This window comes from Sphingobacterium sp. UBA1897 (genome assembly GCF_002337775.1).
Classification (GTDB): Bacteria; Bacteroidota; Bacteroidia; order Sphingobacteriales; family Sphingobacteriaceae; genus Sphingobacterium; species Sphingobacterium siyangense.
Genome location: NZ_DDGR01000018.1, coordinates 161,262 through 179,319 on the forward strand (window position 1 = coordinate 161,262; position 18,058 = coordinate 179,319).

The following is an 18,058-nucleotide window of genomic DNA, read 5'->3' on the forward strand; positions in this document are numbered from 1 at the left end:
TTGTATAGTATGTTGTGTCAGTAACATCTGCTCGTTTTATTATTGAATTTTGTATTGTTTTTTCCACTTTGGATACTCCTTTTGGATCAGCTTTTCCGGCCAGTTGCCGAACCAGGCATAGCCATTTCTACGCTCCTCTGAAACCTCCTCAAAGTTGTATTTGATTGTGTCGTCCCGATCTCCAAACAAAGGACGGTTGTCTTCGAGATTATAAAATCGCGCCCAAATCGTGGAAGTCCCATCGGCGACAAGCTGCCGTTGATATTTTCCAGTCAGCTTATCTTGTACACGGTCGAAGCGGTAACCTTCGATATCATGTTGCTCAAACCAGTGTACTGCATCTTCGATGGCTTGCTTAATTTCAGCCGTTGCAGGCTGCAGCATGAGAAAGCGGACGATGGCAACAGATTCACTTGTGCTTAATGCGGCAGGTTCAAACTTTCTTGCCTGAGCGGGCTTTAACGTGTTCTGATCGTATTGCGCAGCCCAGATACTCCTTTTTCCGTCTTGCATGACCTGTGTTTTCAGGATACAGGCTATGCCCTTTTCTACCGCTTTTTGTGCTTTTGACACAAATATGGGATTGATAGCCTCAAATCCGTCTTGCTTATTGGCGACTTTGTAAAGCACCAGTAATGCATTGATCATTGCATTATCGTTGTAGGTTATCTCAGCTCTATAGAGTGATTTATTTGGGTAGTACTGTGGAAATCCGCCATTCTCATATTGAGCCGATAAAATATAGGCAATACCTTTTTCTGCGGCAGTCAAATAAGCCTTATTCTGAGTAAGCTTAAAAGCCTTGACCAATCCAGTTATTTCCCGGGTTGTTGCACTGTTGTCGAGTGTGGCATGATCAATAGCTGTTTTCTTGACCTTTTGCAAGAGCTCTTTTGTTAATGGAAGTCTGTAATCGACCACACTTTTGTCGAACAACTGCTTGGGCCATGCTCCATTTGATAGCTGGTACTGAAGCATCTTTTCGGCCAATGAATCTTTGGTGGGCACGGTCTGTCCAATACAGTAATGATGAAACACTGATACCGCGATGAAACTCAGCATAATTGTCTTTCTCATGGTCTCTAGTTGTTGATCTGTTTGAATAACCATTGCACTAAATCATTCGCTGCAGTAAAGTTTTCATATTCCTTAGGGAGCTTTCTTCCATCGGTATATTCATTATATAACCAAGGATCTCCAATGGCAAATACAGTACCTTTTCCATATTTTGCCGTAGCAATGATGGTATCCCCATGATCTTGAATCAATGCTTGGGCGGGAGCGTTTACCTGTAATGTTGAGATTTCCTTGATATATATTTGGGCCGTATTCGGAAATACGGCATTACCTTTTGGAATAGCAATTGCGCCCGTCTGAAAGTCATTTCCTTTCACCCGGTTGCGACTATCCTCATGGAATGTGATGCCAAATTTTCGTGCGAGGGTATTGAATTTGCTGATTTCGCAGTTACCGCTATCATTTAATAAAAGAACGAGTACTCCGCCCTGTTTAACCCATTGCGTAATTTGTTGGGCGTCGGTTTCATTCATAAAATGCGGATGCTCAGTTTCTTTCTCCGTGTCGGGGTCTACGATGATGTAGACGTTGGATTTTGAGAGATTCTGTACTGTAGGTGCTGTCCGTAATGTGTTTAATTGACCGCCATTTTTTTCAAATACCCTACCCAATAGGGAAAATCCGTTGTTGTCGTCACCATCCCAAAGATAGTGGTAGGGTTTAATTTCCCCCGATGCAGTCTTTTTATATTCGTTATTGAAATAATTGTCCAATGTAACCGTGCGTCTTTTTTTTCCTTTTTGTTCCTTTCCAAATTCAACTTCGGACGCCGCTAGGATAAAAGCACCGACTCCCTTGGGATCATTGGTAATAACGGGTTCACTCATGTAATATTCGAAACTACCATCGCGATATTGTTTTCCGCCTAGACCGGAAACTTGGACAGTCTTTGTGAGATTGACACGGTTTTCTCCAGCAGGGGTGATGAATTCTTTTACAAGCCCTTGGTAGCCCCGATCCAGATTTTGCTGAAATGAAGCCGGGATATAACCTTTGCGTAATGATTTTGCCAATGCAAATACAAACATACTGGAGGCCGAAGATTCCAGGTAATTTCCTTTTCTTGTACCCAGGTCCACAATGTCATACCAAACGCCGGTTTTGCCATCTTGGTACTTGACGACTGCCGATAACGTTCTGTTTAAGATTGCAATGAGTTCTTGTCTACGAGGATGCTCCGCTGGGAAATAGTCCAATACATCAACAAGCGCCATGACATACCAACCCATACCCCTAGCCCAAAAGTGTGGCGATAGGCCTGTTTTGGGGTCCGACCAGCGTTCCTTTTTTGATTCATCCCAGCCATGATACAGCAGGCCTGTTTTCGCGTCACGGGCATTTTTTTCCATGTAGCTAAACTGGTTGGCGATATCGTCAAAGGCGGCAGGAATATTCATCAGGCTAGCATATTCCGCATAGAAAGGCTGGCCCATATATAAGCCATCTAGCCACATTTGGTAAGGATAAATTTTCTTATGCCAAAATCCACCTTCATGTGTGCGCGGATGCTTTTGAAGCTGTGCATATAATTGGTGGCAGGCCTTCAGATATTTTTCTTTACCGGTTACTTTGTAAAGTGTTAATAGGGTGGTACCATTTTTAATATTGTCAATATTAAAATCCTGCGCATGATAGTTCTTAATTGAATCCGGAATGCTGAGGTAGGCATCCATGCGCGATTGCATATAGTTAAAATAATCGGCATCTGCAGTATTGCGCCATACATCTGTCAGGCCTTCAAAAATAACCCCCATATCGTATGACCATTTTGGAAATTTGTCGGTCCTGTTGAATAATGAATCCGGATAGAGCTGTTCAAGTACAGTGTTGGCCATTTGTTCGGAAAAAGGCTTTTGTTGGCCAAACCCTGAAAATGGAACAAGTGCTGTAAGGTTTAAAAGAATTAAAAATAACTTTCTCATCAGGGGCCTAATTTTTGATTGTTAAGGATTTGTCCGTACTTCCGGCTGTAAACTGACTGACAGTCTTGGCAGTTCTTGTGTTGGATTTCGAAAGATGGATATTACTGCTTTTCTCACCCGCGACCTCGATATATAGTTCAGGAGCTTCTAATGCTTGGATATGATCTAGATTTATCGCAGTGCTATTACTTATGGCGATCAACGGATTATTTTCTGTCGTTTTTAAAGTGATATTTTTCAGATTGACCTGAGAAGCTTCAATGATTTCTATGCCTTTATTGGCCTCCAAGGTTGCATTTTCTATCCAGATCTGCTGAATATGCATTTCGGGGAGACCGCGTAAGAAAATTCCTTTTGATGCTCCTTTCGCTGCGATATTTTTGATATAAAAGTTTTTGAATTGCGGTGTTTCTTCTGTAACCGGAAGCGTGACTGTTTTTACAGCAGACCTCTTTTCTCCTGCCAATGGAACCGGATCTACAGCCGCATAATACATGTCAAATAGAATCGCTTCGCCTGGGATATCAACCATATTGATATTGTTGATGAAGATGTTTTCTACAACTCCTCCACGACCTCTTGTCGTTTTGAAGCGAAGTCCGATATCAGTCCCAATAAACGAGCAATCTTCCACCCAAATATTACGGGCACCACCACTCATCTCGCTTCCGATTACAAATCCGCCATGTGCATGATACACAACGTTATTGCGGATAATTACATTTTCGGTTGGCCTGCCACGGTCACGCCCAGCTTTATCACGTCCAGACTTAATGCATATGCCGTCATCGCCAACATCAAATGTACAGTCTTCTATGAGGACATTTTTGCAAGACTCCACATCTACACCATCGCCATTTTGGCCATACCAGGGGTTACGAACCGAGAGCTTGCGTAAGGTTAGGTCTTCACATAGTAAAGGGTGTATATTCCATGCCGGTGAGTTTTGTATCGTTACTCCTTCTAACAATACTTTTTTACAGTCTGTGAATACCAAAAGATTGGGTCTTAAAAAATCCTTGACATCTTTGAAATCATCGATTGTTGTGCCGGGACGAATAACCCCAGCTTTCTTTTCTTGCGAACCTTTCAGCGAACTTGCGGAGGGGTACCAGATCTCATTGGTGGTGTCGACAGTGCCACCCGATGCAACGAGATTTTTCCATTGCGATGCGGTTAGTTTGTTCTTTTTAACCATCCTCCAGGCATCTCCATTGCCATCAATAATGCCATCGCCCGTAATTGCGATATTATATAGGTTCTTGCCCGATATCGGATTTTGATTGCGCCAGGCCGGCTCACCTTCCCAATTAGATTCAACAAGCTTATATTGATCGAAGTCCTTGGTGAAAAGCAGTACGGCATCTCGTTTGAGGTGCAGGTTTACATTGCTCTGCATTTCAATAGGTCCTGTCAACCAAATTCCAGCGGGGATTAGTACAACACCGCCACCAGTTTCGCTACATCTACGGATAGTTTGATTGATTGAAGCCGTATTAAGAAATTGACCGTCACCTTTCGCGCCATAATTGCCGATATTTAACGTGTCTTTCTTAAATTCGACCTGTTGTACGATAGGACGGGCAGGCTCTTGGGCTATACACAGCTGTGGTAGCACGAGAAGCAATGCAAGAGCGGATTTCAATGTACGTGAATAGTGCTTTTTAAACGAATTCATTTTTTACATTTTGGTTTAAAAATGGTTATTTGTAAAAGCAATTGTACATTCTTTGTCCCTAACTTGGATGAAAAACTTATGCAATCGTTACCGGTCATGACTTATCGATCAAATGTAAGCGTTGGTACCCAATCCTTGAATACACGTTGAAAATTAAGGCTATCGGCCTCTCGATCTGTTAATAGGCGACTCCATTTGACACGATTTTGTGACACTGAGCCTGCGCCTTTGTTTTTATATTCTGCGAAATAAGCTGTCTTCTCATTTGACTCTTTGCCCCAGTTGTGCCAACCTTTATCGTCAATAAATTGGGGAAGATTACAATGCATGAAAATTACTTTGGCATAAGGTCGCCAAGGGCGTCCAAGGTAGAACGTCTTTGTGTCTTTATTTCCCGTGATGTTGCAGTTGTTAAAGATATAGCCAAAATCTACCTGTTCGGGCGTAGATGCTGCGGTAATATAGCCCTTGTTTTTGCAGTGCAGTTCACAATTTTCAAACCAGGCCGTGGACCCGCCAAAGATAAAATCTACAGTACCTTCGATATAGCATTGGTAATAAAGCTGTCTTGTTCCCTTCCCGAAAGTGTATAAGGTGTCTTGAAATCCTAAGAAGCGACAATTGAGAAACAAATTACGGTCTCCGGAGATCCATGCCGCCACTGCCTGGCCCACCGGGCCGGATCCATTTTCGAAAGAAAGGTTTATGGCCGTAAAATCGTCCCCATAGCAATAAAAACTTGCTGAGCCAGAAGTACCCATTTCCTCACCAAAACGATTTTTCTTTTGCGCATAATCGTCATAACTGATAATCGTTTTAAATTTATCTTCACCGACTAATGTAACAAACTGCTTGCTCCCCGGGAGGATGATTTTTTCGCGATATGTCCCGTTTTTGATATATATTTTCGTTTCCTTTTTTCGAAAATCTGGGACAGCATGAATGGCATCTTGAATTGTCGTGAAATTTCCCGTACCATCTTTGGCCACGACAAAATCATAGCTCTTTACTTCCGTAGCAAAAAGAAAAAAAGGAATTAAAAAAAGGGAAAGTATGATCGTTCGCATTCCAAATTGTTTAATTGGTCAATGAAATTACCAATATTAAAGCCTTCCTTAAAGGAAATCCACCAAAATAAATGCGCAAACGTTATCGGTCACGTTTGCGTGAACCGATTGAAAAGACAATTCTAGCATGCTACCATGGCATGAAGCGCGCACTTGTATCTTGAAATATTGCGTGTTTTGGATATCTTTGATTGAGCTTGTATAGCCACAAAAGGATGTTCAGAACGATTAAGGGGCTAAATTGTCTATATGGAGTTCAATTGTATTGCATATAAAAAGCAATTTCTCTAAGTTTGTTCAACAAATTTCTCAACATGGACATCCAATCACTCTATCAGATTTATAAACAGTATCCGAATATTACAACTGATACACGTAAAATAGAAAGGGATAGTATTTTTTTCGCCTTAAAAGGTGCTAATTTCAATGGAAATGCTTTCGCCGAGAAAGCGCTTGAAATGGGCGCTAAATATGTTGTTATTGATGAAGAGACCTACCAAAAAGGAGATGCGTATATTCTTGTTGATGATGTTTTAAAAGCACTACAGCAACTCGCAAATTACCACAGACATCAGTTGCACATACCAATTATTGGTGTGACAGGTACAAATGGAAAAACGACTACGAAGGAATTGCTGTATGCCGTTGTTTCACAGAAATATAAAGCATACGCGACGAAAGGAAATTTGAATAATCATATTGGTGTTCCCTTAACATTATTGGCAATAGATGATTCCATTGAGCTGGCAATCATCGAAATGGGGGCAAACCATCTGGAAGAAATTGCTTTTTTGTGTGGGATTGCCGAACCGACACATGGTTTGATTTCTAACGTTGGTAAAGCACATCTAGAAGGTTTTGGATCTTTTGAAGGAGTGAAGAAAACCAAAGGTGAGCTATACGATTGGCTGCAGGACCATCAAGGTGTATTATTTTTGCAGGCCGATAACCCACACCTCAAAGAGATGGCTTCCGCTCGCCAGATCGCTAACATTGTTACTTATGGTTTTTCGGAAGATAATGACGTGATTGGAAAGCTTCTTAAAGCAAATCCCCTTTTGCAGATTGAGTGGCAAAAGAAAGGGGCGACCGAATCTTATGTAGTTGATACGCAGTTAACAGGCTCTTATAATACCGAAAACTTTCTTGCGGCAATTGCAGTGGGTCTGCATTTTGGCATTTCTTCTGCGGCGATCAATCGGGGCATTGAAGGCTATACACCCACAAATAATCGCTCGCAGATTATGAAAACGGCCCACAATACGCTGATCTGCGATTATTATAATGCCAATGCAACAAGCATGGCTGCTGCACTGGATAATATCCGGATTATTGAAGCGGATAAGAAGGCTATTGTATTGGGTGATATGTTTGAATTGGGAGCCGAATCCTTTGAAGAGCATAAAAAAATTGTTGAAAACGTAAGAGCTATTCCTGCAGATCGCAAGATTTTTGTCGGCAAAGAATTTTTCGCACATCGGTATGAAGGTGGAGAGTTTTATGAAACTACTGCCGAAGCAAAACAAGCAATCAGCAAAAAGCCGATAACTGATGCCACAGTTTTATTGAAAGCTTCACGCGGCATGGCTTTTGAAAATCTGGTCGATTTACTCTAGCCTTTTTAGCTTTGTGTTATGCACAACTAGGGGATAAGTTCGGGGTGCGACCATATTGCGACCATGGTGCTCCCGCATTGAATGTACTTAAAAAGGTGGACTCAACGTGGACTCACGGTGGACTTACCGTGGTCGCAGGGCGAAGATAGTAGGTGTTTACTGTGGCTTTGGTACCGCTGAATACCAAATTACCCCTCAGGCAGATTTGAGTGAAAAGGAAGTGCAAAACAAACAGTTTTGTCATGTAAGGATTAAATAATGAGTAAAATGAGGAAATTCGTTCTATAGAGAAATGATGCTCATTTGGAAAACGTACCTTTGTTCCATATAATGGATAAAAGACGTTTTTTTTTAGAAATAGCCTATTTTGGACAGGCTTATCATGGTTGGCAAATTCAGAATAATGCAATTTCCGTGCAGGAAGTGCTGAATAAAGCGCTTGAAACCCTGTTGCGGGAGCCGATTGAAACAACTGGAGCTGGCCGTACAGATACGGGTGTTCATGCCAAGCAATTGTATGCACATTTCGATGCAGCCCCCGTGGGTATTCTACAAAAAGCTGATCGTTTCATTCATTCGCTCAATGCCTTATTGCCCTTTGATGTGGCCGTAAAGCGCTTGATCGAAGTGGAGCCCGAAGCACATGCTCGCTTCGATGCAACGCAAAGATCATATGAATACCATCTTCATTTTCATAAAGATCCTTTTATCTATCCCTATTCATGTTTTATGCGCGATCGTCCGGATGTTGAAAAGATGAATGAAGCTGCACAATTTTTATTGGGTAAACAAGATTTCGAATGCTTTAGTAAGTCTCATACGCAGGTGTTTACAAATATTTGCGATATTCGTAGAGCTGAGTGGGTATGGCATACTGAGCAGCATCTGGTTTTTCACATAACTGCAGATCGTTTTTTGCGCAATATGGTGCGTGCCATTGTAGGGACATCGTTGGAAATAGGGATAAAAGGCAAGCCGGTTTCATTTATGCAAGATGTTATTCAAAGTAAAAGCCGCGGAAAAGCGGGTGTTTCTGTTCCCGCACATGGTTTATATTTAACAGAAGTAGCATATGCTTATATATAGAATTTAATAGATATAGAATTTAACGTGAGTCAAGATAAAATAACTGGTAAAACCTACGATATCAATTTAGTGAAACGCATGAGTCGCTATATGCGGCCCTACCATGTGTCATTTTGGATATCGGTCGTTCTAACGATATTGTTGGCCGCTGTGGCGCCCGCTTTGCCTATGCTAATTCAGCATACATTAGATAACTATATTTTAAACTTCGATACCAATGGGTTGTCCCTCATGCTGATAGCGATGTTGGCATTGGTTATCCTGCAGACCTTGATTCGTTATTACCATACCTTAATGACAAATACCTTGGGGCAGTCGGTCATTCGCGATATCCGGATTCAGGTATTTAACCACATTGTTCAACTCCGGCTCAAGTATTTTGATCGTACGGCATTGGGAAAACTGATTACACGTACCATTTCTGATCTGGAGACTCTTTCCAATATTTTCTCTGAGGGCTTGATCCAGATTATCGGTGATTTATTGCAGCTGGTCGTTATTCTGGTTGTGATGTTTTACTCCGATTGGAAGCTAACATTGATTGTTTTAATTCCCATGCCTTTGATGGTGGCAGCAACTTATGTGTTTAAAGAGGCGATGAAATCTGCTTTTATTGATGTGAGGAAATGGGTTTCCAATTTAAATACCTTTTTGCAGGAACACATTACGGGAGTCGGGATTATCCAATATTTTGCACGTGAAAAGCAGGAAATGGATAAGTTTAAAGAAATTAATGCGCAACATCGCAATGCACATATTCGAACCAATTGGTACTTCTCCATCTTTTTCCCTGTTTTGGAAATTATCATGGCTATTGCTTTGGGATTATTGGTATGGTTTGGTTCCAAACAAATTATGGGTGATGTGATCTCTCCGGGTGTAGTTGTGGCCTTCATCATGTATATCAATATGATCTTTAGGCCCATTCGGGAACTTATTGACAAGTTCAATACACTTCAAATGGGTATGGTCAGTGCTGAACGAATTTTTGAAGTCTTGGATACCGATGAAAAGACGCCTAATTTGGGGACTTTGAAACCCGCACATATCAAAGGAGAGATTGCGTTTCGCGATGTTTGGTTTGCTTATAATGAGGAAAATTGGGTTCTGAAAGATGTTAACTTCAATGTTAATCCGGGCGAGACCTTAGCTTTAGTTGGGGCTACCGGTGCCGGAAAATCTTCTACCATCAATATTCTAAGCCGGTTTTATGAAATCAATAAGGGTGAAATTCTATTGGATGGCCGTAATATCCGGGATTATGACCTTGATTATCTGAGAAATACTATTTCGACAGTATTGCAAGATGTATTTCTCTTTTCGGATAGTGTCATCAATAACATTACATTAGGTGATCCTGCGATATCTAGAGAGCAGGTGATCGAAGCGGCAAAGGAAGTCGGTGCGCATGATTTTATTATGCGACTTCCTGGGGGCTATGATTATGATGTGAAAGAGCGGGGAGCAACTTTATCTGCGGGGCAGGCACAATTGATTTCTTTTATACGGGCTTTGGTACACGATCCTCGCATTCTTATTTTGGATGAAGCGACTTCTTCTGTTGATACCGAAACGGAAGAAATGATCCAACATGCAATTGATAACCTCATGAAAGGAAGAACATCGATTGTTATTGCCCACCGCTTGTCCACCATTCAGAAGGCGGACAAGATTATTGTGTTGGATAAAGGCGAAATCAAGGAAATCGGAACGCATCAGGAATTGCTATCTTTCGATGGTTATTATAAAAAACTATACGACTTACAGTTTCATTCCGCAGGGATTTAATTAAGCGATAATACTCTCTTTGGGGATAGTTTCTTCGTCTTCGATACGTGTATTTGCTTTAATTTCTGAACCTCGACCGACTAGAACGTTTGCTCCGATTGAGACATTTGGGCCGATGTTGACAAAATCTTCAATAATGGTGTTGCTTTCGATAACGGCGGAACCGGCAATAACGCAGTGGTTGCCTATTTGTACATCTGGAGCGATCGAAGCGCCTGGGAGAATAATGGTGCCTTCACCAATTTCGGCTCTTTTTGATACGTAGGCTTTAGGATGGATGAGGGTCTGGAAGTTCCAGTTTGCGTTTTCTGACACAATCCTTTGGCGAAGACCAGGATTCTTCACTGCGACAAAGAAATTTTCTTCCGTGCCTTTTGATTCATGATGAAGTTGAACCTCATAATCAAATACATCTTCAATTAGTAGCGATTTGTCGATAAGACCACCAATTTCAATCGCTAAATCTTCTGCTACATCTACCGCAGTTTTAGCATGAGCGGTTGCTCCATATATGTATAACATGGTATTTTTTTTCGCAAAGATAAAGCTTTCTAAAAAGAAGCCCTTTGATATGATGTAAAAAAATACAACAAAATGTCAGGTTTGATTGTTTTGGTGTTTATAGAGCTGTAGGGTTGGTTGTTTTTTCGGTGGCAATTATATTGCATATGAAAATCAATTTATCTAAGTTTGTTGATATACAAAAATTAAACTATGATTCAACGTATCCAAACTGTTTATTTGCTGATAGCAGGATTAGTCATATTTGGCTTGTTTCTATTTCCCTATGTTAATTATAGCGATTTAGTGGGTTTAGGAAAGAATGTGAAGGTGACTGGTGTGTATAGTGTTGCTGCTGGCCAGTCTGTACATGAGGGGGGATTTGGTTATATTCTCCAGACCGTGGTGACCGTGTTATTGGGAGGACTTCCGCTATTTACGATATTTAAATTTAAAAAGCGTAAAGTTCAACTTTTGCTTATATGGGTGGAGATTGTGGCAATTATCTTATTTGCAATCTGGTTATACTCGTCTGCAAGTACTCATCTTGCCACCGTGAGCCAGTTTTTAGGTGCCGGGAATATCGGGGTAGGTTTCTTTTTGTTGCCAATTTCGATTATTTTCTGTGCGTTAGCGATGGGTGGAGTACGTAAAGATGAAAAGTTGATCCGATCTGCCGATCGATTGCGAGCATAATTTTAAGACAATAAAATAATACGAGTTAAAGCCACGAAGATCGTGGCTTTTTTAAATATAATATGATATGAATGTTTTTTTTAGATATGTTGTTGTCTTGATCCTCTTTCTTGGAGGTGGGCTTGTAAAGGCTCAGTCGGCAGATTCATTGCTGGTTGTTGACGATATTCAATTCGATGTGCGGGAATTTCACTTCGATGAGGGTAAGAATGAACTGGTGATCAATTTGTTTGCGATATCTTATAGTACCGATCCACGAGAATATAAAATGAACACCTTTTCCACGCAAGTGTTGGATCAGAAGAAACAACCCCATTTCTTTTCAACGATTCAGATGGGAAATGTTTTGGTTAAATTTGAAGATAAGCAGAATTATCTGCACTATTTGCTAGAAGAAGATAAGCCTGTGGATATACAGGTCATTGTTAAGGATTGGAAGAAAACGGATAAGCCGGTTATGATTAAACTGGTGTTTGAGAGTAGCACGGAAGAGGGGGAGTTTTTGGAAGTTCCTATTCCATTAAAGAAATAGATTTTGGCTCTTGAGCAAAAAAGCTTCAAAGTTATACTTTGAAGCTTTTTTGATTATTCAATATTATCGATTGTATCTGATCTGCTGTTTGTCCATCATACCCATTTGGTCTTTCATCATTTTGATCTGATCGGCCAATAATTTGTTTTTATCTGCTTTTTTCGCTTCTTGAAGTAGTTTTTCGGCTTCACGCTTGTTGCGTTTTGCCATTGCTACACCTGCCAGGCTTAATTTTGCTAAAGCGATATTATGATCCATATGTAAGCCCAACGCCAATGCCTTCTTAAAATATTTTTCGGATTGCATAGGTGCGCGTTGTGATTCGATCAGTCCGATCAGCATATTGTAGTAACCGTGCTGTTGTGGGATCAATTGCTTTTCGTAGTTGGTGATTTTACGTAGCCATTTTTCAGCTGCGGCCATATTTTGTTTACGCATATACCATTGCGCAATCAGCATATATTCGTGGAAAAATACAGTAACAAAGCCTAAGATCGTGATCAGGATACCTAAGATTCCCCATCCCCAATTTCCAGTCCAGAATAAGGCAACTGTTCCGATCAGCAATGCACTGCAAATAATGATTCTAACGAGATTTGACATAAATCTTTGTTTAAAATATTTGTATTCAATTTAATTCTGCAAATATCCGTTAATTTCATCGTTTAAGCAACTCGTTCAGGTGGTTATTTTGTAAAAATGTGTTTTTCCCCCTGAAGAGGATATGGATAAACAAGATGTGATCGTTTTTTTTGCTGTAGTTCCTTGAAAAGAGCTTATGAGGATAAATTTGCCTTTATATGCAACTTTATCTATGTTTGGGGTATGGAAAAGCAATACGATGATTCTTGGGCTCCTGTGCTAAAGCCTTTGTTTGGTCAACCCTATATGAAACAACTGTCTACTTTTGTGCAAGAAGAGCGTCAGAAAACGAAAGTGTTTCCACCGGCAGATCTGGTGATGAATGCTTTTAAGCTGACGCCATTGGACCAGGTAAAAGTAGTTATCTTAGGGCAGGATCCTTACCATAATGATGGGCAGGCGCACGGCTTGTCTTTCTCTGTGCCAGAAGGGATTGCTTTGCCGCCATCCTTAAAAAATATCTTTAAGGAATTGCAAGACGATATACCCGGTTTTGTTGAGCCGCGTGCTGGCGATTTGACCTATTGGGCCAAACAGGGTGTACTGTTGTTAAATGCGACATTGACAGTGCAGGCGCATCTGGCAGGTTCCCATCAAAAGAAAGGTTGGGAGATTTTTACAGATAGTATTATTTATGCCATTTCGGAGCGTTGTGAACATGTCGTATTTCTGTTGTGGGGAAGTTATGCCCAAAAGAAAAGTGTGCTCATCGATGCGAAGAAGCATCTTGTGCTAACGGCGGTTCATCCATCACCGTTGTCTGTCTATCGTGGTTTTTTTGGTAGTAAGCATTTTTCACGTGCAAACCAGTATTTGATGGAACATGATAAAACCCCAATTGATTGGCGCCTGGTTTAAGTTTTGTCTTGAGTTAAATAAACATCATTGCCGGTTATCGTCGCATGGAGCAAATACGTACAAAAGCGGAGATTCCGGTAATGATGTTTTTGATTGGGCTTATTCCTTCGCTTAATATTCTAAAGGAATAATTGGCTCTTTTTTGCTGGTTGACATAATCATCATGGTTTGGAATGTCTTTACAAAAGGTATTTTGGAGATTTTTTCCATGATGACACCTTCATAAGCTTTAATATCTTTTACGTAAACCTTGAGGATGAAATCACAATTGCCTGTAACGTGGTGGCATTCGGTTACCTCGGGTATCATTTTGACAGCAGCAACAAACTCAGGGATAGCGTTATGTGTATGGAAATCGAGTGAGATCTGGATAAACGATTTGATTCCAAGTCCCAGTTTCTCCTCGTCTACAAAAGCATGGTAACTTTTGATGAAGCCAGAGTTTTCCAGTTTTCGCACACGCTCTAAAGTTGGTGCGGGAGATAGTCCGATGCTAGATGCGAGTTGCAAATTAGTTATACGACCATTCTCTTGTAATAGTTTAAGAATTTTTAAATCTGTTTTATCCGGTGCAAAGGGCATATCTTAAGTCTTAATAATCAATAGTATTTGTAAATATACAAAATTATATTTGGAAATTTAAAAATATACAAAATTATTGATGATTAATAGATTTTAGCTATATTAGGATTGTTTAGTTATAATTTTAATCGATGTAAAATCATTTGACTGTCATAATCGATTGAAATGTGCTCATTTTAATGAAATGGAGTGATAAATGTCATTTTTTTATTAAAAATGCCTTCGTAAGGTGCTATTAAATGCTGTTTTATTGGCTTTGAAATTGTAACTTTGCAGTTCGATAGGTGCGGAGGTGAAGCCCTCCCAAATTAGTTAAACCGTGAGAGCGCAATATGAGTACTAAAGACGACGATTTGTTAAAAGAGCTGGAGCTCGAAGAATATAAATACGGGTTCACGACAGATATCGAAATGGAAATTGCAGCCAAAGGCCTTACTGAGGATACGGTTCGTTTTATTTCGGCAAAAAAGAATGAACCTGAATGGCTATTGGAATGGAGATTAAAAGCTTTCCGTCATTTCTTGACGTTAAGAATGCCTACTTGGCAGAATTTCAAAGCTCCTGAAATTGATTTTCAAGAGATTTCCTATTATGCAGCCCCAAAAGCAAAACCACAGCTTAATTCGATGGATGAGGTTGACCCTGAGTTGATTGCTACCTTTGAAAAACTGGGGATTCCTTTGGATGAGCAAAAAGTATTGGCAGGAGTTGTGGCGGTAGATGCTGTCTTTGACTCGGTATCTGTCAAAACAACGTTTCGTGAGAAATTAAAAGAACAAGGTGTTATTTTCTGTTCATTTGGTGAGGCCGTGCAAGAGCATCCTGACCTGGTGAAAAAATATTTGGGTACAGTGGTTCCACAGACGGATAACATTTATGCAGCGTTGAATTCTGCAGTATTTTCGGATGGATCCTTTGTTTATGTTCCAAAAGGTGTTAGATGTCCAATGGAATTATCTACCTACTTCCGTATCAATGCACAGAATACCGGACAATTTGAACGCACGTTGATCATTGCAGATGAGGGAGCTTATGTTTCTTATTTGGAGGGATGTACTGCACCTATGCGTGATGAAAACCAGCTGCATGCTGCGGTAGTAGAATTGATTGCCGAACGCGATGCTGATATTAAATATTCTACCGTGCAAAACTGGTACCCTGGTGATAAAGATGGAAAAGGTGGTATTTATAACTTTGTAACCAAGCGTGGAATCTGTAAAGGTGATAACAGTAAAATCTCCTGGACACAGGTAGAAACTGGTTCTGCAATTACATGGAAATACCCTGGTGTGATTTTAAAGGGTGATAACTCTATTGGCGAGTTTTACTCTGTGGCCATGACACGTAATTATCAGGTAGCTGATACAGGAACGAAGATGGTTCATTTGGGTAAAAACACGAAATCTAAAATTATTTCTAAAGGTATTTCTGCCGGTAAGAGCCACAACAGTTATAGAGGTTTAGTGAAAATCGGCCCAAATGCAGACAACTCACGTAACTTTACCCAATGTGATTCCTTATTGATCGGTGATAAATGTGGGGCACATACATTCCCTTATATCGAAAATAGAAATAAGACAGCCAAATTAGAGCATGAGGCGACTACTTCCAAAATCGGTGAGGACCAAGTATTCTATTTGAATCAACGTGGTATCGATTCTGAGAAAGCTGTTGGTTTAATTGTCAACGGGTATGCAAAGGAAGTATTAAATCAATTGCCGATGGAGTTTGCTGTAGAGGCTCAAAAATTATTGGCAATTTCATTAGAAGGTTCAGTAGGATAGATAAAAAATCATTGGGAATGTAGTTTATGACGCTACATTACACCATACTCAATACGAATAAAATGTTAAGCATTAAAAATTTACATGCGTCTGTAGAAGACAAACAAATATTAAAAGGGTTAAACCTAGAAGTAAAAGCTGGAGAAGTTCATGCGATTATGGGACCAAATGGTGCTGGTAAAAGTACATTGGGTAATGTATTGGCCGGACGTGAATCATATGAAGTAAGTGAAGGTTCTGCACTATTGGACGGTGTAGATTTATTGGATCTTTCACCTGAGGACCGTGCACGTGAAGGGCTGTTTTTGGCTTTTCAATATCCTGTTGAAATTCCGGGCGTATCGAATATCAATTTCTTGAAAACAGCTGTAAATGATATTCGTGAGTATAAAGGCCTTCCTCCAATGGAAGCGAAGGAGTTTTTACAAATGGTAAAAGATAAGCAAAAATTGGTTGAATTTTCGGCTAATTTGGCTAACCGCTCTTTAAATGAAGGATTTTCCGGTGGTGAGAAAAAGCGTAACGAAATTTTTCAATTAGCGATGTTGAATCCGAAATTATCTATTTTGGATGAGACAGATTCTGGTTTGGATATCGATGCCCTTCGTATCGTTGCAAATGGCGTGAATCAATTGCGCTCTAAAGACAATGCTTTTATTGTTATTACACACTACCAACGTTTGTTGGATTATATCGTTCCAGATTTTGTTCACGTATTGTACAATGGCCGTATCGTGAAATCGGGACCTAAAGAATTGGCTTTGGAGCTCGAAGAAAAAGGATACGATTGGTTAAAAGAATATGATACACAAAACGCCTAATCTTTTACCTGAGTAAATAGGATTGGAAGAGAATTTTGGCGATTTGATTAAAAAATAACATGAGTACATTAGTTTCAGAATCATTACTTCAACAAGTGTTGGGAGCTTTCAAAGAGCAAGGCGTTTCAGACGAACCTTCGTTTTTCGTGGAGGCCCGCCAACTTGCATTCGAACGTTTCGAAGCAGCAGGCTTTCCCACCGTTAAGAATGAAGAATGGAAATATACAAACATCCACAGTATTATCAATAAGCCTTATGCGCTTGATGTCGATGTGGATATCGAAGGCTTAGACTTTAGTGCAGGGGAGATTCCTCAGTTGGATGCTTACCGCATTATCTTGGTGAACGGTCAGTATGTGTTGGCGGTAAGTGAATTAGAAAATGTGAAGGGACTGTCGGTTATTCCAATGGATGAAGCCACTTCAGAGCCTGCATTTGAGAGCCATTTTGCTAAATATGCGGACAAGTCAGACAATATTATGGTCGCATTGAATACGGCTGCTTTTACAAATGGTGTTTTTATCCATTTGAAAAAGGGAGTTGTACTTGATAAACCAATACAGATTATTCATGTCGCTACAGGAAAAGAGGATTTCTTTGCACAAACACGTAATTTGATCGTTGTCGAGCCAAATGCAGAACTTGAATTGATCGAAAGCTTTATCACTGCAGCAGGTACCGCAAATAATGTGCACAATAAGGTCTCTGAGATTATCGTCAAAGAGAACGCTAGAGTACAACATTATTATTTGCAGCTCGCAGAATCTGTAAGTCGTTACTTTAATCATACAGAGGTATACCAAGAAAAAGATAGCCTTTATAATAATTACAACTGTAATTTTCCTGGCGCCTCGTTTATCCGTAACAATATCAATGTTCGCTTGGATGCAGCGCATGTGGAGAGCCATTTATATGGAATCAACTTAACTGCAGGTGATCAATTGGTCGATAATCATACCATCGTAGACCACCTTAAGCCACATTGTGAGTCTTATGAATGGTATAAAAATATTACACAGGATAAATCCGTTGCAGTTTTCAATGGAAAAATCTTTGTACGTGAGGATGCTCAAAAAACAAATGCTTTTCAGCAGAACAATAATATGCTGATGTCAGACAATTCGGCGGTTTATACCAAACCGCAATTGGAGATCTTTGCGGATGACGTAAAATGTTCACACGGATGTACCATCGGTCAGTTTGATAATGAGGCCTTATTTTATTTGAGAGCAAGAGGAATTGGTGAAGAATCTGCCCGTATCCTGTTGGTACATGCATTTGCATTTGACGTAACTACACGTTTCTCTAATGAGGTTGTTCGCAAATATGTTGAAGAACTTGTGGAAGAAAGCCTAAGGACAAATTAAATCCATTTAGGATTATATAGCTATAAAAAATGGCGTTTACC

The 18,058-nt window shown here is 40.2% G+C and carries 16 protein-coding genes; 9 read left to right on the forward strand and 7 right to left on the reverse strand.

The window, feature by feature from the left end:
* Positions 1-39: 39 nt before the first annotated feature.
* The 4 genes from pelA to B4N43_RS09005 form a co-directional block, all read right to left on the reverse strand.
* On the reverse strand, positions 40-1,077 hold the full coding sequence (pelA, locus tag B4N43_RS08990) for a pectate lyase (protein ID WP_075994551.1): 1,038 nt from the start codon (positions 1,075-1,077) through the stop codon (positions 40-42).
* Between the two features lie 5 nt (positions 1,078-1,082).
* Entirely contained in the window at positions 1,083-2,999 is a 1,917-nt protein-coding gene (locus B4N43_RS08995; protein WP_145328780.1) for a glycoside hydrolase family 88 protein, read from the reverse strand.
* Positions 3,000-3,006: 7 nt separating this feature from the next.
* A complete protein-coding gene (locus B4N43_RS09000; RefSeq protein WP_075990271.1) occupies positions 3,007-4,677 on the reverse strand; it encodes a glycoside hydrolase family 28 protein in 1,671 nt (556 codons plus the stop codon).
* Positions 4,678-4,778: 101 nt separating this feature from the next.
* Positions 4,779-5,744: a pectinesterase family protein gene (locus B4N43_RS09005; RefSeq protein ID WP_075990270.1), complete on the reverse strand. Its 966-nt coding sequence runs from the start codon at positions 5,742-5,744 to the stop codon at positions 4,779-4,781.
* A 314-nt stretch (positions 5,745-6,058) separates the two neighbouring features.
* Between B4N43_RS09005 and B4N43_RS09010 the strand changes: the two genes are divergently transcribed.
* From B4N43_RS09010 to B4N43_RS09020, 3 genes are all read left to right on the forward strand, one after another.
* Entirely contained in the window at positions 6,059-7,360 is a 1,302-nt protein-coding gene (locus tag B4N43_RS09010; RefSeq protein ID WP_286734258.1) for a UDP-N-acetylmuramoyl-tripeptide--D-alanyl-D-alanine ligase, read from the forward strand.
* A gap of 330 nt (positions 7,361-7,690) precedes the next feature.
* On the forward strand, positions 7,691-8,446 hold the full coding sequence (truA, locus tag B4N43_RS09015; protein WP_286734260.1) for a tRNA pseudouridine(38-40) synthase TruA: 756 nt from the start codon (positions 7,691-7,693) through the stop codon (positions 8,444-8,446).
* A 24-nt stretch (positions 8,447-8,470) separates the two neighbouring features.
* Positions 8,471-10,234: an ABC transporter ATP-binding protein gene (locus tag B4N43_RS09020; protein WP_075990267.1), complete on the forward strand. Its 1,764-nt coding sequence runs from the start codon at positions 8,471-8,473 to the stop codon at positions 10,232-10,234.
* Here the strand turns inward: B4N43_RS09020 and B4N43_RS09025 are convergent, their stop codons facing one another.
* Positions 10,235-10,756 carry a hypothetical protein gene (locus B4N43_RS09025; RefSeq protein WP_075990266.1) on the reverse strand — a complete coding sequence of 174 codons (522 nt, stop codon included), beginning with the start codon at positions 10,754-10,756 and terminating at the stop codon, positions 10,235-10,237.
* A gap of 192 nt (positions 10,757-10,948) precedes the next feature.
* Here B4N43_RS09025 and B4N43_RS09030 point away from each other — a divergent pair, with 192 nt between their 5' ends.
* Both B4N43_RS09030 and B4N43_RS09035 read left to right on the forward strand, forming a co-directional pair.
* The gene (locus B4N43_RS09030) at positions 10,949-11,431 is read left to right on the forward strand and encodes a DUF4293 domain-containing protein (RefSeq protein ID WP_075990265.1); all 483 of its coding nucleotides are present in this window, start codon (positions 10,949-10,951) and stop codon (positions 11,429-11,431) included.
* Between the two features lie 67 nt (positions 11,432-11,498).
* On the forward strand, positions 11,499-11,963 hold the full coding sequence (locus B4N43_RS09035) for a hypothetical protein (RefSeq protein ID WP_088163282.1): 465 nt from the start codon (positions 11,499-11,501) through the stop codon (positions 11,961-11,963).
* 63 nt (positions 11,964-12,026) lie between these two features.
* Here B4N43_RS09035 and B4N43_RS09040 read toward each other — a convergent pair whose 3' ends face one another.
* Positions 12,027-12,566: a hypothetical protein gene (locus B4N43_RS09040; protein WP_075990263.1), complete on the reverse strand. Its 540-nt coding sequence runs from the start codon at positions 12,564-12,566 to the stop codon at positions 12,027-12,029.
* A gap of 222 nt (positions 12,567-12,788) precedes the next feature.
* Between B4N43_RS09040 and ung the strand changes: the two genes are divergently transcribed.
* The gene (gene ung / locus B4N43_RS09045) at positions 12,789-13,463 is read left to right on the forward strand and encodes a uracil-DNA glycosylase (RefSeq protein ID WP_286734263.1); all 675 of its coding nucleotides are present in this window, start codon (positions 12,789-12,791) and stop codon (positions 13,461-13,463) included.
* 111 nt (positions 13,464-13,574) lie between these two features.
* On the opposite strand, the gene B4N43_RS09050 is transcribed toward ung, so the two are convergent.
* Positions 13,575-14,045, reverse strand: coding sequence for an Lrp/AsnC family transcriptional regulator (locus tag B4N43_RS09050; RefSeq protein ID WP_046673117.1), 471 nt, complete (start codon positions 14,043-14,045; stop codon positions 13,575-13,577).
* 332 nt (positions 14,046-14,377) lie between these two features.
* On the opposite strand from B4N43_RS09050, the gene sufB reads away from it, so the two are divergent.
* From sufB to sufD, 3 genes are all read left to right on the forward strand, one after another.
* Positions 14,378-15,829 carry a Fe-S cluster assembly protein SufB gene (gene sufB, locus B4N43_RS09055; protein ID WP_075990262.1) on the forward strand — a complete coding sequence of 484 codons (1,452 nt, stop codon included), beginning with the start codon at positions 14,378-14,380 and terminating at the stop codon, positions 15,827-15,829.
* A gap of 62 nt (positions 15,830-15,891) precedes the next feature.
* Positions 15,892-16,650, forward strand: a complete 759-nt coding sequence (gene sufC / locus B4N43_RS09060; protein ID WP_046673119.1) for a Fe-S cluster assembly ATPase SufC — start codon at positions 15,892-15,894, stop codon at positions 16,648-16,650.
* Between the two features lie 59 nt (positions 16,651-16,709).
* Positions 16,710-18,017 (forward strand): Fe-S cluster assembly protein SufD, encoded by a 1,308-nt coding sequence (gene sufD / locus B4N43_RS09065; RefSeq protein WP_286734266.1) that lies wholly within the window; start codon positions 16,710-16,712, stop codon positions 18,015-18,017.
* Positions 18,018-18,058: the final 41 nt, after the last annotated feature.